This window comes from Yersinia sp. LJYL362, from assembly GCF_048323875.1.
The window spans coordinates 26639-43900 of record NZ_JBLWEX010000300.1; the positions used below are offsets into that span (position 1 = coordinate 26639).

Sequence of the window (17262 nt, forward strand, 5' to 3'; positions counted from 1 at the left end):
TTTCATGGAGAAAGATATGAACTACCGCCTGATTGGGCTGGCTTTTGCAACCGTACTGTTAATAGGCTGCGCCAGTAGCTCGCCGGATCAAATGGAGCAGGGCCGCTCTGATCCGCTGGAAGGTTTTAACCGGGCAATGTTCAATTTTAACTATGAGGTTCTTGACCCTTATGTCGTGCGCCCTGTCGCTGTTGTTTGGCGCGACTATGTGCCGCAACCCGCACGCAATGGGATGAGTAACTTCTTGGGTAACCTTGAAGAGCCAGCCAGCATGGTCAACAGCTTCCTGGTCGGTGATCCGTACAACGCCATGAAGCACTTTAACCGCTTCTTCCTCAACACTATTTTGGGGATGGGGGGCTTAATAGATGTAGCCGGTATGGCGAATCCAAAACTGGCGAAAAAAGTGCCGAACCGTTTTGGTAGCACATTGGGGCACTATGATGTCGGATATGGCCCTTATGTAGTATTACCGGGCTATGGCAGCTTCACCATTCGTGAGGATGGGGGCGATGCAGTGGATTACGTCTATCCGGTGCTAAGTTATCTGACTTTCTGGATGTCGGCAGGTAAATGGATGCTAGAAGGGGTTGAAACCCGTGCGCAGCTATTAGATTCAGATGGCTTGCTGCGTAACTCTTCCGACCCGTATCTGATGGTGCGCGAAGCTTACTTCCAACGTAATGATTTCTTGGCGAATGGCGGGCAGTTGAAACCTGAAGTTAACTCGAATGCTCAAGCAATTCAGGGCGATTTGGAAAGTATCGATTCACCTAACTGATAGATGTGCTCGCTCGACACATAAAAAGCGCCGCGAGGCGCTTTTTTGTTGCTGCTGTATCTACGTAGTTGAAGGGTGTATACTCATTGTAGATACATAAAGTGAAGGGGGTGATTATGCGAGCTCAAGCCACATTACAAAAATGGGGCAATAGTGTTGCCTTACGGTTGTCGGGTAATCTTAAAACTATCCCTAATTTTGAGGTGGGTGACACTGTTGATATCGATATCAGCGAACAAGGATTAGTGATTCAAAAAGTCGTCAAAAAGCCTTTGACCGAAGAAAGCCTGCTTGCTGGACTTAGCGCTTACACGGCACATGCTGATGAACTTACCCATCCCACGGAGAGGGAGCTTGATTATTAATGTATATACCAAAGCGAGGCGATATTTGTTGGTTGGATTTTGAACCAACGAAAGGGAAAGAGATTGGCAAATATCGTCCTGCTCTTATTCTTTCACATGAAACATATAACCGCTTAACCGGATTGGTGATGTGTTGCCCTGTGAGTAGCACTGTCCGTGGCTCACCTACCGAAGTTCCGGTTACCAACCTTGATGTGCCTTGTGTTGTGGCAACGACCCTAATCCAAACCTTTGACTGGCGTCAGCGTAAGGCTAAATTTCTGATTGAATCAGAATCGGGTTTATATAATGAGGTGTTAGCGAGACTTATCCCGCTCATTGGCGGTGAACATCTACTCTCATATCCGGGATTGAATAAATAAAAAGCGCCGAAAGGCGCTTTTTTGTGGGCAATTATTAGGAAAACAACGCCGCCAATAATGGTTATCAGAAGGCGTAGTTGAAGTTCACGCCATACAGCAGTGCGGTACCTTTAGAGTCGAACTCATAAGTGGTTCCGCCCAATGCTGTTGGTGTTTTTTCTGTAATATGCACGTTCTGGCCATGCATATAGGAAATACCCACATCAACTGATGCATCTTTGTTAAATGCGTAGGTGGTACCGGCACTTATCCAGAAACGGTCCTGGTCTGGAATCGAGATAGTGCGGTTATCGGCTGGAACCGGGCTGTCATCGAACGCAATACCGGTACGGAAGGTCCAGTTATCATCGTAATAATAGGTGGTACCCAGCGCGATACGGTAAGCATCATGGAAGCCTTCTTGCTTCTCAAACAGAGTGTTACCGTTGGTTCCGGTGGCTTTCAGCTCTTTGAACTGGCTCCAACTGGTGTAGGCCATGCTGTAGTGAATAGCCCATTGTGGTGCCACTTTATTGTAGCCGGACACTTCCCACACTTCTGGCAAGTTCAGAGTCAGGGCTCCTGGAACGGTTTGACCGGCTAATCCACCAAGTTGGCGAGGCAACTGGTTACTGAAATCGCCATCAAAGTCAATTTTCACTTTTGAACGGTAGGTGAAGCTGTAGCGGTTTTCTTTATCAACTTCATACAGAACGCCCGCATTCCAACCATAGCCCCACTTGGTTCCTTCCATACGGGTAACTTCGGTGCTCGGTGCTTGTGGAATCGGTAACCGTGGGCCCGCCTCACCGGCATGGCGTACAATCTTGGCATCGGCATAAACTGCATTGAAGCCTAGACCAAAGCTGAAGTTTTCATTTAGGCGATAAGCACCGCTTAAATTGAGGTTTGCCGTTTTCAGGTCAGTCTGACCACCCAGAGAGCCGGCGACATAATCATCATTAAATTCAGTGGCTAAACCGTAGTTTGAGGTGCCGGAAGCCCCAATTGCCCATTGCTCATTCAGCGGCATAATAAAGTGGATATTGGGGATCCACTCTGATGGCGCGATGTTTTTGGCATTGGTACTTTTGCCACTTGGTGATGTTCCACTGATATCAACGTTGGGATCGACATACACAAAGCCGCCAGAGAAAGAAGGGCGATCGAACATCATCATGGCGGCGGGGTTGCGGCTACCAACGGAAGCATTGTCAGCAACAGCGCCTTCACCAGAGAAAGAGCGGCCCAATGCAGCTGCTGAATATTCATTTAGTTGAAAACCCGCTGCAGAAACGTTCGACGAAACCAGTGCTACTGCAGCTGCCAGAGCTGATCGGGTAAACAGGTTTTTCTGGTTCATGACCAAAACCTCATTGTTTTATTTAAACTATGTTACTTACCGTAACAAGAGAATGCGGGATTGTAGGGTCCGTTATCGGTCAGACAAAGCAGACCAGTGGCTGAAGTATAGGTCTGACCAGCGAGGGTGTTGCAAGTATGTTTTTACATTTGACCGAATTTGATTGCAAAAAATAGACGCAGTTAACAAAAAACTCACAATTTGGCAGCAATTAATACGTTATTGATGAGAGTGCGAACAATTTTAGTGTGATTTTCGTCACTTAATAGGCCTATAAACAGTAAGTCCTAGTACGCGATGAGTGACGGTAGTAAAATAGCGTCAGAGAAAATATTTTTTTACACCCTGTCTTATTTGTTTGCGCTAATGGTCATTTGCGCTGCGTGATAGGCAATTTGCACCTATTTTGAAATGTCCGTTGAGGAGAATTGAAGATGTCAGATGCAACTGTTGGATCAACAAACAACCGCTGTAGCGCGGAAGAAACCGCAGCCTGCTGCTGTATAGATGTAGGCACTATCATGGACAATACCGATTGCACTGCCTCCTATAGCTGTGTATTCGACAACCGTGCAGAAGCTGAAGCTATGCTGAAAACGCTAACTGAAAAAGCGCGTGCTGTTGAATCTGAGCCTTGCCTAATCGAGCATAAGCTGGAAGAAACTGACGGTGGCGTGCGTTTAACCGTTGATTTCACTTTTGCCTGCCAGGCTGAAACCATGATTTTTCAGTTAGGTCTGCGTTAATTCGCTCCTTGCTGTGAATCTATTTAGGTCAGTTAAATACCCAAAACGCGGAGCTTCTGGCTTCGCGTTTGTTTCTTGGATGATTTGCCTTTTGAAGTCATCGCGTTGGATATACCACTTCCAGATAAGTTATTAGCGCTGCCAGCGCTTCTCACTCCCCATTTTTATTGCGAAAAGTTGCTCCTGCTCCCACTTTCCTGTTCTATAGGTTTACCGAATGTAAATATTTGGTTAACAATAATTAGATCAGGTCAGACCTGTTATTTATTATGCTTTAATAAAAGCCACTTTGACGTATCAGGAGCATTTATGAGTAAGCCATTACCGCTAGTGACGCGCACGGGCGATCGTATTGCAATAGTCAGCGGCCTGCGAACCCCCTTTGCCAAGCAGGCTACGGCTTATCATGGTGTGCCCGCTGTAGATCTAGGCAAAATTGTGGTCAGTGAATTATTAGCCAGAAGTGGTATTACTCCTGAATTAATTGATCAATTAGTGTTTGGGCAAGTGGTCCAAATGCCTGAGGCACCGAACATAGCGCGCGAAATAGTGTTGGGCACGGGCATGAGTGTGCGTACCGATGCTTACAGTGTCTCGCGCGCATGTGCGACCAGTTTTCAGGCGGTGGCAAATGTGGCGGAAAGCATCATTGCTGGCTCCGTGACTATTGCGATTGCTGGCGGTGCAGATTCCTCTTCTGTTTTGCCCATTGGTGTCAGCAAAGCGCTGGCGCGGACCTTGGTTGATGTCAATAAAGCTCGAACGCTATCCCAACGATTGAAATTGTTTAGCCGGTTAAAACTGCGCGATTTGCTCCCGGTGGCACCGGCTGTTGCCGAGTATTCAACGGGCTTGCGCATGGGGGATACGGCCGAACAGATGGCAAAAACCTATGGAATTAGTCGCCAGGATCAGGATGCGCTGGCGCTGCGTTCTCACCAAATGGCGGCACAGGCCTGGCAACTGGGGTTATTACACAATGAGGTGATGACGGCTTATATTCCACCTTTTAGTGATGCCATCACTGAAGATAATAATATCCGCAAAGATTCTACCATGGAGCAGTACGCCAAATTACGTCCGGCATTTGATCGCAAACACGGCAGTGTCACAGCGGCGAACAGCACACCACTGACCGACGGTGCCGCTGCCGTCATGATGATGAGTGAATCAAAAGCGAAGGCGTTGGGTCTTCAGCCGTTAGGTTATCTGCGCAGTTTTGCCTTTTCGGCCATTGATGTCTGGCAAGACATGTTATTAGGCCCCTCTTACGCCACACCATTAGCACTCGATCGCGCTGGAATCACCTTGGCGGACTTAACTCTTATCGATATGCATGAAGCCTTTGCGGCACAAACTCTGGCTAACCTGAAAATGTTTGCCAGTGATAGCTTCGCACGCGAAAAACTGGGGCGCAGTCAGGCAATTGGTGAAGTTGATATGAGTAAATTCAACGTATTAGGTGGTTCTATCGCTTATGGTCATCCCTTTGCGGCGACCGGTGCACGTATGATTACTCAAACATTACATGAATTGCGTCGCCGTGGTGGTGGGCTAGGGTTAACAACCGCATGTGCTGCGGGTGGTCTGGGTGCAGCAATGATTGTGGAGGTGGAGTAATGAATCAGGAAAATACGCTTAACAGCGGTGATGAAACGACCCTGGTGGAGGTAGCCGCTCAGGCCCACTCTGCATTCACCCTCAGTGTTCGACCCGACAACATTGGTATCATTACTGTTGATGTTCTCGGTGATAAAGTGAACACCTTAAAAGCTGAATTCGCAGAACAAATTGCTGAAATACTGCAACAAGCACAGGCCTTGAGCCAATTACAAGGCTTAGTGATTATTTCTGGCAAACCGGACTCTTTTATCGCTGGTGCTGATATCACCATGATTGCTGCTTGTCGCACTGCGCAGGATGCGCGCATTTTGGCTCAGAAAGGCCAATCCATTCTGGCACAAATCGCGGCATTCCCTGTGCCGGTAGTCGCCGCTATCCACGGTGCTTGCCTGGGGGGGGGCCTGGAACTGGCGCTGGCATGTCACAGCCGAATTTGCTCACAGGATGATAAAACCGTGCTCGGTTTGCCAGAGGTGCAATTGGGGCTGTTACCTGGCTCGGGTGGCACCCAGCGTTTGCCGCGCCTGGTGGGGGTCAGTAAGGCACTGGATATGATATTAACGGGCAGGCAGGTGCGTGCGCGACAGGCACTTAAAATGGGGCTGGTGGATGACGCGGTGCCACATGACATCTTGCTGGATGTGGCTATTCAGCGGGCAAAAGCCGGTTGGCTTGATAAGCCAGCCTTGCCGTGGCAGGAACGTTTACTCAGTGGCCCGCTAGGTAAGGCACTGTTATTTAATATCGTTCGTAAGAAAACGCAGGCAAAGACCAAAGGCCATTATCCAGCAACAGAGCGTATTATTGATGTGGTGCGTAAAGGATTAGACTACGGCGGTCCTGCGGGTTATGAGGCCGAAGCTAAAGCTTTTGGTGAGCTAGCGATGTCCCCTGAATCAGCCGCATTACGCAGCTTGTTTTTTGCCACCACCTCGCTGAAAAAAGAGACAGGCGGCAAAGCGCAGCCTCGAGCTATCCATCGTGTGGGGGTATTAGGAGGGGGTCTCATGGGGGGCGGTATTGCGAATGTCACCGCAACCCGAGCAGGTTTACCGGTACGGATTAAAGATATCAATCCAACCGGAATTAATCAGGCGCTGAAATATACCTGGGATGCTTTAGGCAAGCGGGTGCGCAGTAAACGGATGCGCCCAGCAGAGCGGCAACGGCAGATGATGCTGATTTCCGGCAGCACGGATTATTGTGGTTTTGGCAATGTGGATATTGTGGTTGAAGCAGTATTTGAAGATTTATCGCTGAAACAGCAGATGGTGGCAGATATTGAGCATTTCGCGGCACCTCACACTATTTTTGCCTCTAACACATCATCTCTGCCCATCAGCGACATCGCGGCACAAGCACAGCGGCCAGAGCAGGTCATCGGCCTACATTACTTTAGTCCGGTGGATAAAATGCCGCTGGTGGAAGTTATTCCGCATGCAAAAACGAGCGAAGAAACCATTGCAACCACCGTTGCTTTAGCGCGCAAACAGGGCAAAACAGCGATTGTGGTCGCTGATCGAACCGGGTTCTATGTAAATCGTATTTTGGCTCCGTACATCAATGAAGCGGCCCGCTGTATATTAGATGGCGAACCCATCGATTCCGTTGATAAAGTCCTGGTCGATTTTGGTTTCCCTGTCGGGCCGATAACCTTGCTGGATGAAGTGGGAATTGATGTGGGTACCAAAATAATGCCCATTTTGGTGGCGAAGTTAGGGCCACGGTTTGCCGCGCCGCCTTCATTTGATGTCATCTTGAAGGATGGGCGAAAGGGGCGTAAAAATGGTCGTGGCTTCTACCTTTATCCGGTGAAAAGTAGCGGTTTTAGGTGGAAAAGAAGCCCCGGCAAGCAAGTTGACGCCAGCGTGTATACCTTATTGGGTGTGACGCCGAAGGCGCATCTGGACTCTGCCGTGATAGCACAGCGCTGTACGATGATGATGCTGAATGAAGCTGTGCGCTGTCTGGATGAATCCATCATTCGTAATCCGCGCGATGGGGATATTGGTGCGGTGTTCGGGATTGGTTTCCCTCCGTTCTTGGGCGGGCCTTTCCGCTATATGGACAGTCTGGGGGCAGACAAAGTGGTAAAAACACTGAATTTACTTGCCCAGCAATATGGCGAGCGCTTTGAACCGTGCCCGTTATTGGTCACGATGGCTGAGCAGCAACGCAGGTTTTATCCGCTTGAAAACAGCACGGATGAAGAGGTAACTGCACCTCATAATTAAGAGTGTGAACAAGATCACCCCCTGCAATTCTAACGGATAAGGTGGCTATACATCGGGGGCAACCCGCGCTACCTTAAATTAGAATCACGTAAAGTGACTATTCGTGCCAAAATGAATGAATAGTCACTTATTGCATAGGTGATAGAGTTTGGATTAAGCTATTGATATGGTTACTCTGTAACCAATTAAGGTTGGCTGTCGATATCAGTGGTGTAAAAAACAGCCATTTTCTTTACCTTAAGTTTCAGGCAAAATGCCCGGCCGCCATAGAGAGACGGCGCGTTATCGTTATGAAGTTTCTTTGCTCTCAAGCAAAGGTTTCGGCGGTACAGCACGCAAAGCGTTTCTGTATAGCGTTATTTTGTTAACAAAAACGGTGCAATATGCAAGTTTTCATTATGCGTCACGGCGACGCGGCTCTTGACGCAGCCAGTGATGCGCAAAGGCCTCTAACTCTGTGTGGTCAAGATGAATCACGTCAGATAGCGAGCTGGTTAAACGACCAGTCCGTTGATGTTGATAGGGTATTAGTTAGCCCTTATTTACGCGCAGGGCAGACATTGGCAGTGGTGCGTGAAGTGCTGACACTTCCTGCTGAACAGGAAGTGATGCCAGAATTAACGCCAGGTGGGGATGCCGCTTTTGTTAGTTGCTATTTACAAGCATTGGCAAAAGAAGATTGTGCTGCGGTGCTAGTCATTTCACACTTGCCGCTGGTCGGCTATTTAGTGGCTGAACTATGCCCTGGGCAATGCCCGCCGATGTTTGCGACGTCGTCTATTGCTTGTGTTGAGTTGGATGACGAGACCGGCAAAGGGACTTTTGACTGGCAGGTTAGCCCGACACAGCTTTTAGCTAAAGCTTGTCACGGGTAAGTATCATTTGAGCCAATGATCAATGGGCGCGGCATCACTGTCGCGCTCTTGTTATTTCTACTCTTTGTGATGGGTAGACTGCATGCAAATATGTGGCAGCAAAAATGCTTCCCTCCAGCCAATTAGGCTACTGCTCTAACTCGATTAACACCAATAATGCAGCCGTGCCACCCCATTCTTTCGGGGCCTGATGAAATGCCAACACATCGGGATGTTGCGCCAGCCATAACGGTGTTTGTTGCTTCAGAACATGCTTGCCATGCCCATGCATCACACAGGCGCAATGCACATGTTCGCGTTTGCAAGCCGCAATCAACGCGCCCAACTCTTGCTTAGCTTGTTTCTGGGTAAGCCCATGTAAATCCAAAAACATGTCGGGTGAATAATCGCCACGCCGCAGTTTCTTAACTTCAAAATGGTCAACACCTGGCCGCACATAGCGCGTTGGGCCTTCGGTATCCAATTGCGGTTGGAATTCGTCGGAAAAATAATAACTGGCATCAACTTGCTCTTGCAGCAACCGCTCCGGCGCAATTTTTTTGCCGAGTTTGGGCGAAGTACGATGGATAATCGTATCTTGTTTTAACTTTTTCGCCCCGGCTATCGACTCTTTAAAGAGCTGTAATTCATCTGTTGTCAGGTGATATTTATTTTTCATTATCTGTTCATTGTACTTATGCAATGTCCCCAGTTTACCTGTTGAGATGCATCTGTCTAAATAAATGTAACGGTAGAATTGATGGCTTTAATGTCTATTTCATTATTTGGTTATCATTCAACTGATGTATTGCTGCTGATTTGTGGCGGGCTTCATGGCAAACTAGGGGCATAGATAATGATTTTACGCCCTAGCTGGAGAATACCTTGGACAAGATTTTCGTCGACGAAGCAGTAAATGAGCTGCACACCATTCAGGATATGTTGCGTTGGGCCGTCAGCCGTTTTAACGCGGCCAATATTTTTTATGGTCACGGTACTGATAATCCGTGGGACGAAGCGGTGCAATTGGTTTTTCCAAGCCTGTTTTTACCGATAGATATTCCAGAAGATATGCGCAGTGCGCGCCTGACCTCCAGCGAACGTCATCGTATTGTTGAGCGAGTTATTCGCCGGGTAAATGAGCGTATTCCTGTTGCTTACCTGACGAATAAAGCCTGGTTCTGTGGCATGGAATATTACGTTGATGAGCGCGTATTGGTACCACGTTCACCCATTGGTGAGCTGATTAATAACAATTTCGCGGGGCTGATTCGCCATCAACCTAAACATATTCTGGATATGTGCACCGGCAGCGGCTGTATTGCTATTGCTTGCGCCTACGCTTTCCCAGAAGCGGAAGTGGATGCTGTCGATATCTCCAATGACGTGTTGGCGGTGACTGAGCACAATATTCAGCAGCACGGCATGGAACATCAGGTCACGCCGATTCGCTCTGACTTGTTCCACGATTTGCCACCCATCAAATATGATTTGATTGTCACCAACCCGCCGTATGTCGATGCTGAAGATATGGCCGATTTACCGCAGGAGTTCCACTTCGAGCCTGAATTAGGTCTGGCGGCGGGCAGCGATGGCCTGAAATTGGCCCGCCGCATTCTGGCTTGTGCGCCAGACTTTTTACAAGATGATGGCGTGCTGATTTGTGAAGTGGGCAACAGCATGGTGCATTTGATGGATCAGTATCCAGATGTGCCGTTCACTTGGCTGGAGTTTGACAATGGCGGTGACGGCGTCTTTATGCTGACTAAACAGCAACTGATTGATTGCGCACCCCATTTCAGCATGTATCGCGATTGATCATTAACTTTTAAACCTGTCAGGGTGACGAGTATTGCCCTGACAAAGTGCTTATTCGAGAATTCAAGGAGCCGTGATGGCTGGGAACAGTATAGGGCAGTTTTTCCGCGTCACCACTTTTGGTGAGTCTCACGGCATTGCCTTGGGATGTATTATCGACGGTGTTCCACCGGGTATTCCTATCACTGAGGCTGATATTCAGTTAGATCTCGACCGACGTCGCCCAGGTACTTCGCGCTACACCACTCAACGTCGTGAACCGGATCAAGTGCGCATTCTGTCTGGCGTATTTGAGAGGGTCACCACCGGTACCAGTATCGGCTTGATGATTGAAAATACCGACCAGCGTTCGCAAGATTACAGCTCAATTAAAGATGTGTTCCGCCCAGGCCATGCCGACTACACCTATGAGCAGAAATACGGGGTGCGTGATTATCGTGGCGGTGGTCGCTCTTCTGCCCGAGAAACGGCGATGCGTGTTGCTGCCGGAGCTATTGCGAAAAAATATCTGGCGCAGAAATTTGGCGTGCAGGTGCGTGGTTATTTGGCACAAATCGGCGATATTAGCTGTGATGTGGTTGATTGGGATCAAGTTGAACAAAACCCCTTCTTCTGCCCTGATGCCAGCAAATTGGAGTCACTGGATGCCCTGATGCGCGAGCTGAAAAAGGCCGGTGACTCTATTGGTGCCAAAATTACCGTCGTAGCTGAACACGTGCCCGTCGGTCTGGGTGAACCCGTATTCGACCGTTTAGATGCTGATTTAGCCCATGCGCTGATGAGTATCAATGCGGTGAAAGGGGTGGAAATTGGCGATGGTTTTGCTGTGGTGACCAAACGTGGTAGCGAAAACCGCGATGAAATTACGCCACAAGGTTTCCAAAGTAACCATGCTGGCGGCATTTTAGGTGGAATAAGCAGTGGGCAGCCAGTGGTAGCACATATCGCGTTGAAACCCACCTCCAGCATCATGGTTCCGGGGCAAAGTATTAACCGGCAGGGTGAGGCGGTTGAGATGATTACTCGTGGTCGTCATGACCCTTGTGTCGGTATCCGCGCCGTGCCGATTGCTGAAGCAATGATGGCTATTGTGTTAATGGATCACCTACTGCGCCAGCGTGCACAGTGTGGCGATGTGGTTTCAGACGTTCCGCGCTGGTAAGCACAATGAAAAAATGGATAGCGGGCTTATTGGCACTGGTTGCCATCAGCCCGGTGATGGCAGCGACGCCATGGCAGCAAATTACTCACCCGGTGGCAGGATCTCCACAGTCAATTGGTGGTTTTGCTAATGGCTGCGTTATCGGCGCGATGCCGTTGCCACTGGAGTCAGCCGATTATCAGGTGATGCGCCCGGATCAGCGCCGCTATTTTGGTCATCCGGATTTGTTGAACTTTATCCATCGCCTGAGTGATAAAGCCCAGAAAAATCAGCTTGGTACCGTGTTGATTGGTGATATGGCGATGCCAGCCGGTGGGCGTTTTAGCAGCGGCCATGCCAGCCATCAATCTGGCTTAGATGTGGATATTTGGTTACAACTGCCAAAGCAACGTTGGAGCCAGCAGCAATTATTAAAACCACAACCTATTGATTTGGTTGCTGCCGATGGTAAACGCGTGGCACCGGCATTGTGGCAACCGCAAGTTGAAAGCCTGATTAAATTGGCCGCCAATGATAATGAAGTGACACGTATTTTCGTCAATCCGGCGATTAAAAAGCAGCTTTGTTTAGATTCCGGTGCGGATCGTGCCTGGCTGCATAAGGTGCGGCCGTGGTTTGGGCATCGCGCTCATATGCATGTGCGTTTGCGTTGCCCGGCCGATAGTTTGGAATGTCTGGACCAAGATACGCCACCACCGGGCGATGGGTGTGGTGCGGAATTGGAAAGTTGGTTCCAGCCTCATCAGCCAAGTGCTAAACCGGGCAAAACCTTACCACCACCATTGCCACCTTCCTGTCAGGCTTTGTTGGATAACCATTTCGCTGCGGAATAAATCATGGATTGGTTTGCCCTGGGTCCTGCGGTTTTAGGGATATTATTTTTAGTCGCTTTATTGGCCGGATTCATTGATTCCATCGCCGGTGGCGGTGGGTTGCTGACCGTTCCGGCACTGCTGGCGGTGGGGTTACCTCCGGCGCAGGTGTTGGCGACCAACAAGCTGCAATCGGTTGGCGGATCATTCTCCGCCAGCCTTTATTTTATCCGCCGTGGGGCGGTTAATCTGAAAGAACAAAGGCTTACCATTGCTCTCACTGTGGTGGGTTCAATGTTGGGCGCCATTTTAGTCCAGCATATGCGGGCCGATATTCTGCGGCAAATTCTGCCACTGTTGGTGATAGGCATTGGGGTCTATTTTCTGGTGACCCCCAAGCTCGGCGAGGTTGACCAACAACGCCGTTTGTCAGCAGTGCCATTCGCCCTAATAGCGGGTGGTGGTGTGGGCTTTTATGATGGTTTCTTTGGCCCTGGAACCGGTTCTTTCTATGCTCTGGCTTTTGTGACCTTGTGTGGTTTTAATCTGGCGAAATCCACTGCACACGCCAAAGTACTCAATTTCACCTCCAATTTGGGCAGTCTGATTTTCTTTATTGTCGGCGGCAAAGTGGTGTGGAGTATCGGGTTGGTGATGCTGGTGGGGCAAGTCCTGGGCGCACGCCTGGGGGCTCACATGGTATTGACCAAAGGGCAGAAATTGATTCGCCCAATGATTGTCGTGGTGTCATTCGTCATGAGCTGCAAGCTACTGTATGACAGCCACGGTGCTGAGATTACCGCCTGGCTAGGGTTACACGTTTTCGCCTAATAATTTGTTTGCCTAACTTAGGGTGTCAAATAGAACAGTGAGCTTGAATACCACTGCTGATACCACTTTTACGGACCCAAGCATGACTCATGATTATCAACAATTAATCGATATTTTTAATAGCTGTTTTAGCGAAGAATATAATACCCAATTGGTGAAAGGCGATGATGAACCTATCTATCTGCCCGCCGATGAGACGTTTTCTTATCATCGGATAATTTTCGCCCATGGTTATTACGCCAGCGGTATGCATGAGATTTCCCATTGGTGTATTGCCGGTGAAGAACGCCGCAAATTAGTCGATTTTGGCTACTGGTACTGCCCCGATGGGCGCGATGCATTAACACAAAGCCAGTTTGAAGTGGTTGAGATCAAACCACAGGCGCTGGAATGGATGTTTTGCGCAGCCGCCGGTTTCCCGTTCAATGTCAGTTGCGACAATCTGGAAGGCGATTGCGAGCCGGACCGCATCACATTCCAACGAAAAGTGCGCGAACAGGTACTGTGGTATCTGGAAAACGGAATATCCCCACGACCTGCGGGCTTTATTCAGGCGCTACAATCGTTTTACAATACGCCATCGTTAGCGCCAGCGCTTTTCCCTTACCCGGAAGATTTAGCTTAGTTTTCTGTCTGGCTGAACATCCATTATTTTTGGATATAAAAAATGAATATATTGAGGAAACGATGATCGCAGAGTTTGAAACGCACATCCTGGCGCAGATTGATGACATGGTAGAACACGCCAGTGATGATGATTTATTTGCCGGCGGTTACCTGCGCGGTCATTTGACATTGGCAGTGGCTGAATCTGAAGAGTTTGGTGAGCACACTGCTGAGCAGCTACACGCAAGGGTCCAAACCAGTCTGGATAAAGCCATCAAAGCCGGTGAGCTTTCCCCGCCAGATCAAGCTTTGGTTTTGGGGCTGTGGGATCGCTTGTTAGAAAACGCTCAGTTGCCGCATTAATTAAAACAGATATTCAGATTGTCGACAAACCTCGGCGGCTCGATCTGAAGCGGAGAGGGCTGACAGAAGAGTAAAGCGTCCGCGCCAAGGATGGCGCGGCTCGAGCCCCCAGGGAAGGGTTTACGGCGTCTTTACGATCTGTCTGTTCTCGCCGCATTGAGTGTTTTGTTGTTAATCCCAGTAATTATTGTTAGATCACGCTGCTGTACCGGCCTGCCTTTCAGTAATTTTCGAATCCAGAATCGGTTAGGATTCAGTGCCGCCAGCGTGGTTGCATCTAATGGCTGCGGTTCGCCAAACATTTGTGCAGCCAGAATCTCTGCCACCAATGGCGCGCTGCACAAACCGCGTGACCCCAAAGCACCTACCATAAATAGCTCTGGCCACACCGGTGCGAGGGGAATGTCTTCGCCATGCTGGATTTTACGCGGCAAATCCTGGTATTGCGCCAGTGTGGCATTGTAATCCGGTACTGCGCCCACCATCGGCAAATGGTCACGAATAGCGCAACGCACACCACAGCGCGCCTGATTATCACTGATATCCACCTGTTGCGGCCAACTGACATTCGGCAGGCAACGTAACAGGCGATCCCGATTTTCTTGCTGTTCGTCGACACGAAAATCAGTTGCAACATCACCGCGCTGATAACTGGCACCTATACAGTGATGCTGATTGGCGGGGTTCACTGGCGTCAGGTAACCGTCATAGCACAGCACGTGTTGCAACTGGCTGAGTACCGGTGTGGTGGGGATGTGTGAGACCTGCCCGCGCACTGCTGACAGCGGCAGATGCTGAGTTTGCTCCCATTCGGGTAAGCGGTGGCCGGTGGCCAGCACTACCGTGGCATGTTGTCTGCTTGCCTGGGGTTGTTTATTTGCTATTGATTGCTTATTGTTTGCTATCGATTGCTTAAATGTGAGCTGCCATTGCCCGTCAATGCGCTCTAGCTGATGCAGTTCATGCTCATAGTGGCAGGTCATACCCTTTTGTTGCGCCAGCGCCATGAGCTCTGTGGTGAGGCCTGATGGGCAAAGCCAACCCCCGGCGGGGTAGTGGATACCCTCGTGAGCGCAATCCAACCCGGCCAGCGCACTCAGTTGTTCACGGCTCATGGCTGCGGCAAGTGATGTCGGCCAATCGGTTTGCAGTATTTTATCAATCTTGCCGCGGCTTTTAGCGTCAAAGGCCAACTGACTGACACCGCACCACTGGTGATCAAAGCAAATTCCTTGTTCGAGCAATTGGTCATATTGACGACGAGCAAAGGTAAAAGCGCTGGTGAAAAAAGTTTCCAACGCATCATTTTTACCATTTAGTAGCGGGTAGAGCGCACCTTGCCGGTTACCTGAGGCACCTTGGGCGGGTTGCGTATCGGCACAGTAAAGTGTGACTTTGGCACCACGGCGCAGCAACGCTAATGCCGTCAATGCGCTGACAATTCCCCCGCCGATAATGGCGATATCATCACAGCAAGCGGCTGAGGGCCGGTGATACCAAGGCTCCGATTGGGCATTAAGACGTTGTGGCAAAGTGCCGGTCAGCATTTCACGTTTCTGCCCAAAGCCTTTGACTTTAGCAACGTCAAATCCTGCTTGTTGCAAACCACGGCGCACAAACCCGGCCGCCGTAAAAGTGGCGAATGTGCCCCCGGGCCTTGCCATTCTCGCCATGGCATTAAACAATGCATCATTCCACATATCAGGGTTTTTAGCCGGAGCAAAACCATCAAGGAACCATGCATCCACCTGATTATTCAAACTGGAATCCAATTGGGGGAGCAAGGTATTCACATCACCAAACCACAAGTCCAGCGTAATAGCCCCCTCCGCCAGTAAAATACGGTGGCATCCGGCCAGCGGTAACGGCCACTGGGCGCGCAGCTGCTCGGCAAAACAGGCCAGTTCTGGCCAACGGGCATGGGCGGCGGCTAAATCAGCGACCTGAAGGGGGTATTTTTCGACACTAATATAGTGTAAACGTTGCAGTTTAGCTGCGGGATGAAGCTGGCGAAACTGGGCGAAGTCACGCCATAATGTCAGAAAATTCAACCCAGTACCAAAACCTGTTTCGGCAAAAATACAGTTATCACGCGGGTGTTGAGCAAAGCGCTCGGGAAAGCCATTTCCCTTGAGAAAAACGTAGTGAGTCTCTTCTAATCCATCTTCATTAGAAAAATAGATATCATCAAACTGTTCCGATACAGGTGTACCCTGTTCATTCCAGCTTAAAGTTGCCGTTTGGATTGGGGGGTGGCTCACGTTGAAAGACTCATATCTCAAGGGGTAGGGCGATTCTAACTATGTGACCCGCCGCGTGCAAATCGTAAAATTATCTGGGTATATTACGCTGATCGGACTTGTTCGGCGTACAACTGTACGCTAAAGTGCGTTGCAAAATCCCGAATATAAAATAAGTGGAAGAGGTATTGAATGAAGCGTGCAGTCATTACTGGCTTGGGTATTGTCTCCAGCATTGGTAATAACCAGCAGGAAGTTCTGGCATCTTTACAGGAAGGCCGCTCTGGCATTACTTTCTCTCAGGAATTTAAAGACGCAGGTATGCGCAGCCATGTATGGGGCGCTGTAAAGCTCGCAGCCGAGCCTAAAGATCTTATTGACCGCAAAGTGCTGCGTTTTATGAGCGATGCCTCTATTTATGCTTACCTTTCAATGGAGCAGGCCATCAAAGATTCTGGCCTGACGGAAGAACAAGTCTCCAATTTCCGCAGTGGGCTGGTGGTCGGCTCCGGTGGCGGTTCACCTCGTAACCAGGTGGCCGGTTCCGATGCCATGCGCACCCCGCGTGGCCTGAAAGGTGTTGGTCCCTATATGGTGACCAAAGCGATGGCATCTGGTGTCTCCGCGTGCCTGGCAACCCCATTTAAAATCAAAGGCGTAAACTATTCTATCAGTTCCGCTTGTGCTACCTCAGCACACTGTATTGGCCATGCGTTGGAACTTATCCAACTGGGCAAACAGGATGTGGTGTTTGCCGGTGGCGGTGAAGAACTGTGCTGGGAAATGTCCTGCGAGTTCGACGCTATGGGCGCATTGTCTACTAAATACAATGAAACTCCGGCGAAAGCATCCCGTACCTATGATAAAGACCGTGATGGCTTCGTCATTGCTGGCGGCGGCGGTATGGTTGTTGTTGAAGAGTTAGAGCATGCTCTGGCGCGTGGCGCGCACATCTATGCTGAGATTGTGGGTTACGGTGCAACGTCAGATGGCGCGGATATGGTGGCCCCATCAGGTGAAGGCGCAGTACGTTGCATGAAGATGGCAATGGACGGCGTTGATACACCAATTGACTACATGAACGTACACGGCACTTCTACTCCTGTGGGTGATGTGAAAGAGT

The 17262-nt window shown here is 49.6% G+C and carries 17 protein-coding genes; 14 read left to right on the top strand and 3 right to left on the bottom strand.

Features of this window, described 5'->3' with window-relative positions; all coding sequences use genetic code 11:
* Window positions 1–16 precede the first annotated feature (16 nt).
* The 3 genes from mlaA (at window position 17) to ACNSO8_RS22090 (ending at window position 1508) form a co-directional block, all read left to right on the top strand.
* Complete coding sequence (gene mlaA, locus ACNSO8_RS22080) at window positions 17–781, top strand: phospholipid-binding lipoprotein MlaA (RefSeq protein WP_418395924.1); 765 nt, start codon at window positions 17–19, stop codon at window positions 779–781.
* A 116-nt stretch (window positions 782–897) separates the two neighbouring features.
* Entirely contained in the window at window positions 898–1146 is a 249-nt protein-coding gene (locus tag ACNSO8_RS22085) for a hypothetical protein (RefSeq protein ID WP_005171960.1), read from the top strand.
* A complete protein-coding gene (locus tag ACNSO8_RS22090; protein WP_418395910.1) occupies window positions 1146–1508 on the top strand; it encodes a type II toxin-antitoxin system PemK/MazF family toxin in 363 nt (120 codons plus the stop codon). Before ACNSO8_RS22085 ends, ACNSO8_RS22090 begins: the two co-directional genes overlap by 1 nt.
* A 64-nt stretch (window positions 1509–1572) precedes the next feature.
* Here the strand turns inward: ACNSO8_RS22090 and fadL are convergent, their stop codons facing one another.
* Entirely contained in the window at window positions 1573–2850 is a 1278-nt protein-coding gene (gene fadL / locus ACNSO8_RS22095; protein ID WP_418395911.1) for a long-chain fatty acid transporter FadL, read from the bottom strand.
* 434 nt (window positions 2851–3284) lie between these two features.
* On the opposite strand from fadL, the gene ACNSO8_RS22100 reads away from it, so the two are divergent.
* The 4 genes from ACNSO8_RS22100 (at window position 3285) to sixA (ending at window position 8328) form a co-directional block, all read left to right on the top strand.
* A complete protein-coding gene (locus tag ACNSO8_RS22100; protein ID WP_019081964.1) occupies window positions 3285–3596 on the top strand; it encodes a YfcZ/YiiS family protein in 312 nt (103 codons plus the stop codon).
* A 309-nt stretch (window positions 3597–3905) separates the two neighbouring features.
* Window positions 3906–5216, top strand: coding sequence for an acetyl-CoA C-acyltransferase FadI (gene fadI, locus ACNSO8_RS22105; RefSeq protein ID WP_418395912.1), 1311 nt, complete (start codon window positions 3906–3908; stop codon window positions 5214–5216).
* A complete protein-coding gene (gene fadJ / locus ACNSO8_RS22110) occupies window positions 5216–7453 on the top strand; it encodes a fatty acid oxidation complex subunit alpha FadJ (RefSeq protein WP_418395913.1) in 2238 nt (745 codons plus the stop codon). The genes fadI and fadJ overlap by 1 nt, the downstream gene beginning before the upstream one ends.
* A gap of 383 nt (window positions 7454–7836) precedes the next feature.
* Window positions 7837–8328, top strand: a complete 492-nt coding sequence (sixA, locus tag ACNSO8_RS22115) for a phosphohistidine phosphatase SixA (protein ID WP_418395914.1) — start codon at window positions 7837–7839, stop codon at window positions 8326–8328.
* Between the two features lie 127 nt (window positions 8329–8455).
* On the opposite strand, the gene smrB is transcribed toward sixA, so the two are convergent.
* Window positions 8456–8986 (bottom strand): endonuclease SmrB, encoded by a 531-nt coding sequence (gene smrB / locus ACNSO8_RS22120; RefSeq protein ID WP_418395915.1) that lies wholly within the window; start codon window positions 8984–8986, stop codon window positions 8456–8458.
* 206 nt (window positions 8987–9192) lie between these two features.
* On the opposite strand from smrB, the gene prmB reads away from it, so the two are divergent.
* The 6 genes from prmB to ACNSO8_RS22150 all read left to right on the top strand — a co-directional run bounded on the left by prmB (window position 9193) and on the right by ACNSO8_RS22150 (window position 13899).
* On the top strand, window positions 9193–10125 hold the full coding sequence (gene prmB / locus ACNSO8_RS22125; protein ID WP_418395916.1) for a 50S ribosomal protein L3 N(5)-glutamine methyltransferase: 933 nt from the start codon (window positions 9193–9195) through the stop codon (window positions 10123–10125).
* Between the two features lie 76 nt (window positions 10126–10201).
* Window positions 10202–11287 (top strand): chorismate synthase, encoded by a 1086-nt coding sequence (gene aroC / locus ACNSO8_RS22130; RefSeq protein ID WP_418395917.1) that lies wholly within the window; start codon window positions 10202–10204, stop codon window positions 11285–11287.
* A gap of 5 nt (window positions 11288–11292) precedes the next feature.
* On the top strand, window positions 11293–12120 hold the full coding sequence (gene mepA / locus ACNSO8_RS22135; protein WP_418395918.1) for a penicillin-insensitive murein endopeptidase: 828 nt from the start codon (window positions 11293–11295) through the stop codon (window positions 12118–12120).
* 3 nt (window positions 12121–12123) lie between these two features.
* Window positions 12124–12930: a sulfite exporter TauE/SafE family protein gene (locus ACNSO8_RS22140; RefSeq protein WP_418395919.1), complete on the top strand. Its 807-nt coding sequence runs from the start codon at window positions 12124–12126 to the stop codon at window positions 12928–12930.
* Between the two features lie 82 nt (window positions 12931–13012).
* Window positions 13013–13555 (top strand): elongation factor P hydroxylase, encoded by a 543-nt coding sequence (locus ACNSO8_RS22145; RefSeq protein WP_418395920.1) that lies wholly within the window; start codon window positions 13013–13015, stop codon window positions 13553–13555.
* A 62-nt stretch (window positions 13556–13617) separates the two neighbouring features.
* Window positions 13618–13899 (top strand): YfcL family protein, encoded by a 282-nt coding sequence (locus ACNSO8_RS22150; RefSeq protein ID WP_050129886.1) that lies wholly within the window; start codon window positions 13618–13620, stop codon window positions 13897–13899.
* 131 nt (window positions 13900–14030) lie between these two features.
* Here the strand turns inward: ACNSO8_RS22150 and mnmC are convergent, their stop codons facing one another.
* A complete protein-coding gene (gene mnmC / locus ACNSO8_RS22155) occupies window positions 14031–16160 on the bottom strand; it encodes a bifunctional tRNA (5-methylaminomethyl-2-thiouridine)(34)-methyltransferase MnmD/FAD-dependent 5-carboxymethylaminomethyl-2-thiouridine(34) oxidoreductase MnmC (protein ID WP_418395921.1) in 2130 nt (709 codons plus the stop codon).
* Window positions 16161–16331: 171 nt separating this feature from the next.
* Here mnmC and ACNSO8_RS22160 point away from each other — a divergent pair.
* A partial coding sequence (locus tag ACNSO8_RS22160) for a beta-ketoacyl synthase N-terminal-like domain-containing protein (protein WP_418395922.1) occupies window positions 16332–17262 on the top strand: 931 nt, incomplete at its 3' end.

What these genes read in the sequence shown, in the direction of transcription:
- mlaA (WP_418395924.1), top strand. Translation starts at nt 17, where the DNA reads ATGAACTACCGCCTGATTGGGCTGGCTTTTGCAACCGTACTGTTAATA.
- ACNSO8_RS22085 (WP_005171960.1), top strand. Translation starts at nt 898, where the DNA reads ATGCGAGCTCAAGCCACATTACAAAAATGGGGCAATAGTGTTGCCTTA.
- ACNSO8_RS22090 (WP_418395910.1), top strand. Translation starts at nt 1,146, where the DNA reads ATGTATATACCAAAGCGAGGCGATATTTGTTGGTTGGATTTTGAACCA.
- fadL (WP_418395911.1), bottom strand. Translation starts at nt 2,850, where the DNA reads ATGAACCAGAAAAACCTGTTTACCCGATCAGCTCTGGCAGCTGCAGTA.
- ACNSO8_RS22100 (WP_019081964.1), top strand. Translation starts at nt 3,285, where the DNA reads ATGTCAGATGCAACTGTTGGATCAACAAACAACCGCTGTAGCGCGGAA.
- fadI (WP_418395912.1), top strand. Translation starts at nt 3,906, where the DNA reads ATGAGTAAGCCATTACCGCTAGTGACGCGCACGGGCGATCGTATTGCA.
- fadJ (WP_418395913.1), top strand. Translation starts at nt 5,216, where the DNA reads ATGAATCAGGAAAATACGCTTAACAGCGGTGATGAAACGACCCTGGTG.
- sixA (WP_418395914.1), top strand. Translation starts at nt 7,837, where the DNA reads ATGCAAGTTTTCATTATGCGTCACGGCGACGCGGCTCTTGACGCAGCC.
- smrB (WP_418395915.1), bottom strand. Translation starts at nt 8,986, where the DNA reads ATGAAAAATAAATATCACCTGACAACAGATGAATTACAGCTCTTTAAA.
- aroC (WP_418395917.1), top strand. Translation starts at nt 10,202, where the DNA reads ATGGCTGGGAACAGTATAGGGCAGTTTTTCCGCGTCACCACTTTTGGT.
- mepA (WP_418395918.1), top strand. Translation starts at nt 11,293, where the DNA reads ATGAAAAAATGGATAGCGGGCTTATTGGCACTGGTTGCCATCAGCCCG.
- ACNSO8_RS22140 (WP_418395919.1), top strand. Translation starts at nt 12,124, where the DNA reads ATGGATTGGTTTGCCCTGGGTCCTGCGGTTTTAGGGATATTATTTTTA.
- ACNSO8_RS22145 (WP_418395920.1), top strand. Translation starts at nt 13,013, where the DNA reads ATGACTCATGATTATCAACAATTAATCGATATTTTTAATAGCTGTTTT.
- ACNSO8_RS22150 (WP_050129886.1), top strand. Translation starts at nt 13,618, where the DNA reads ATGATCGCAGAGTTTGAAACGCACATCCTGGCGCAGATTGATGACATG.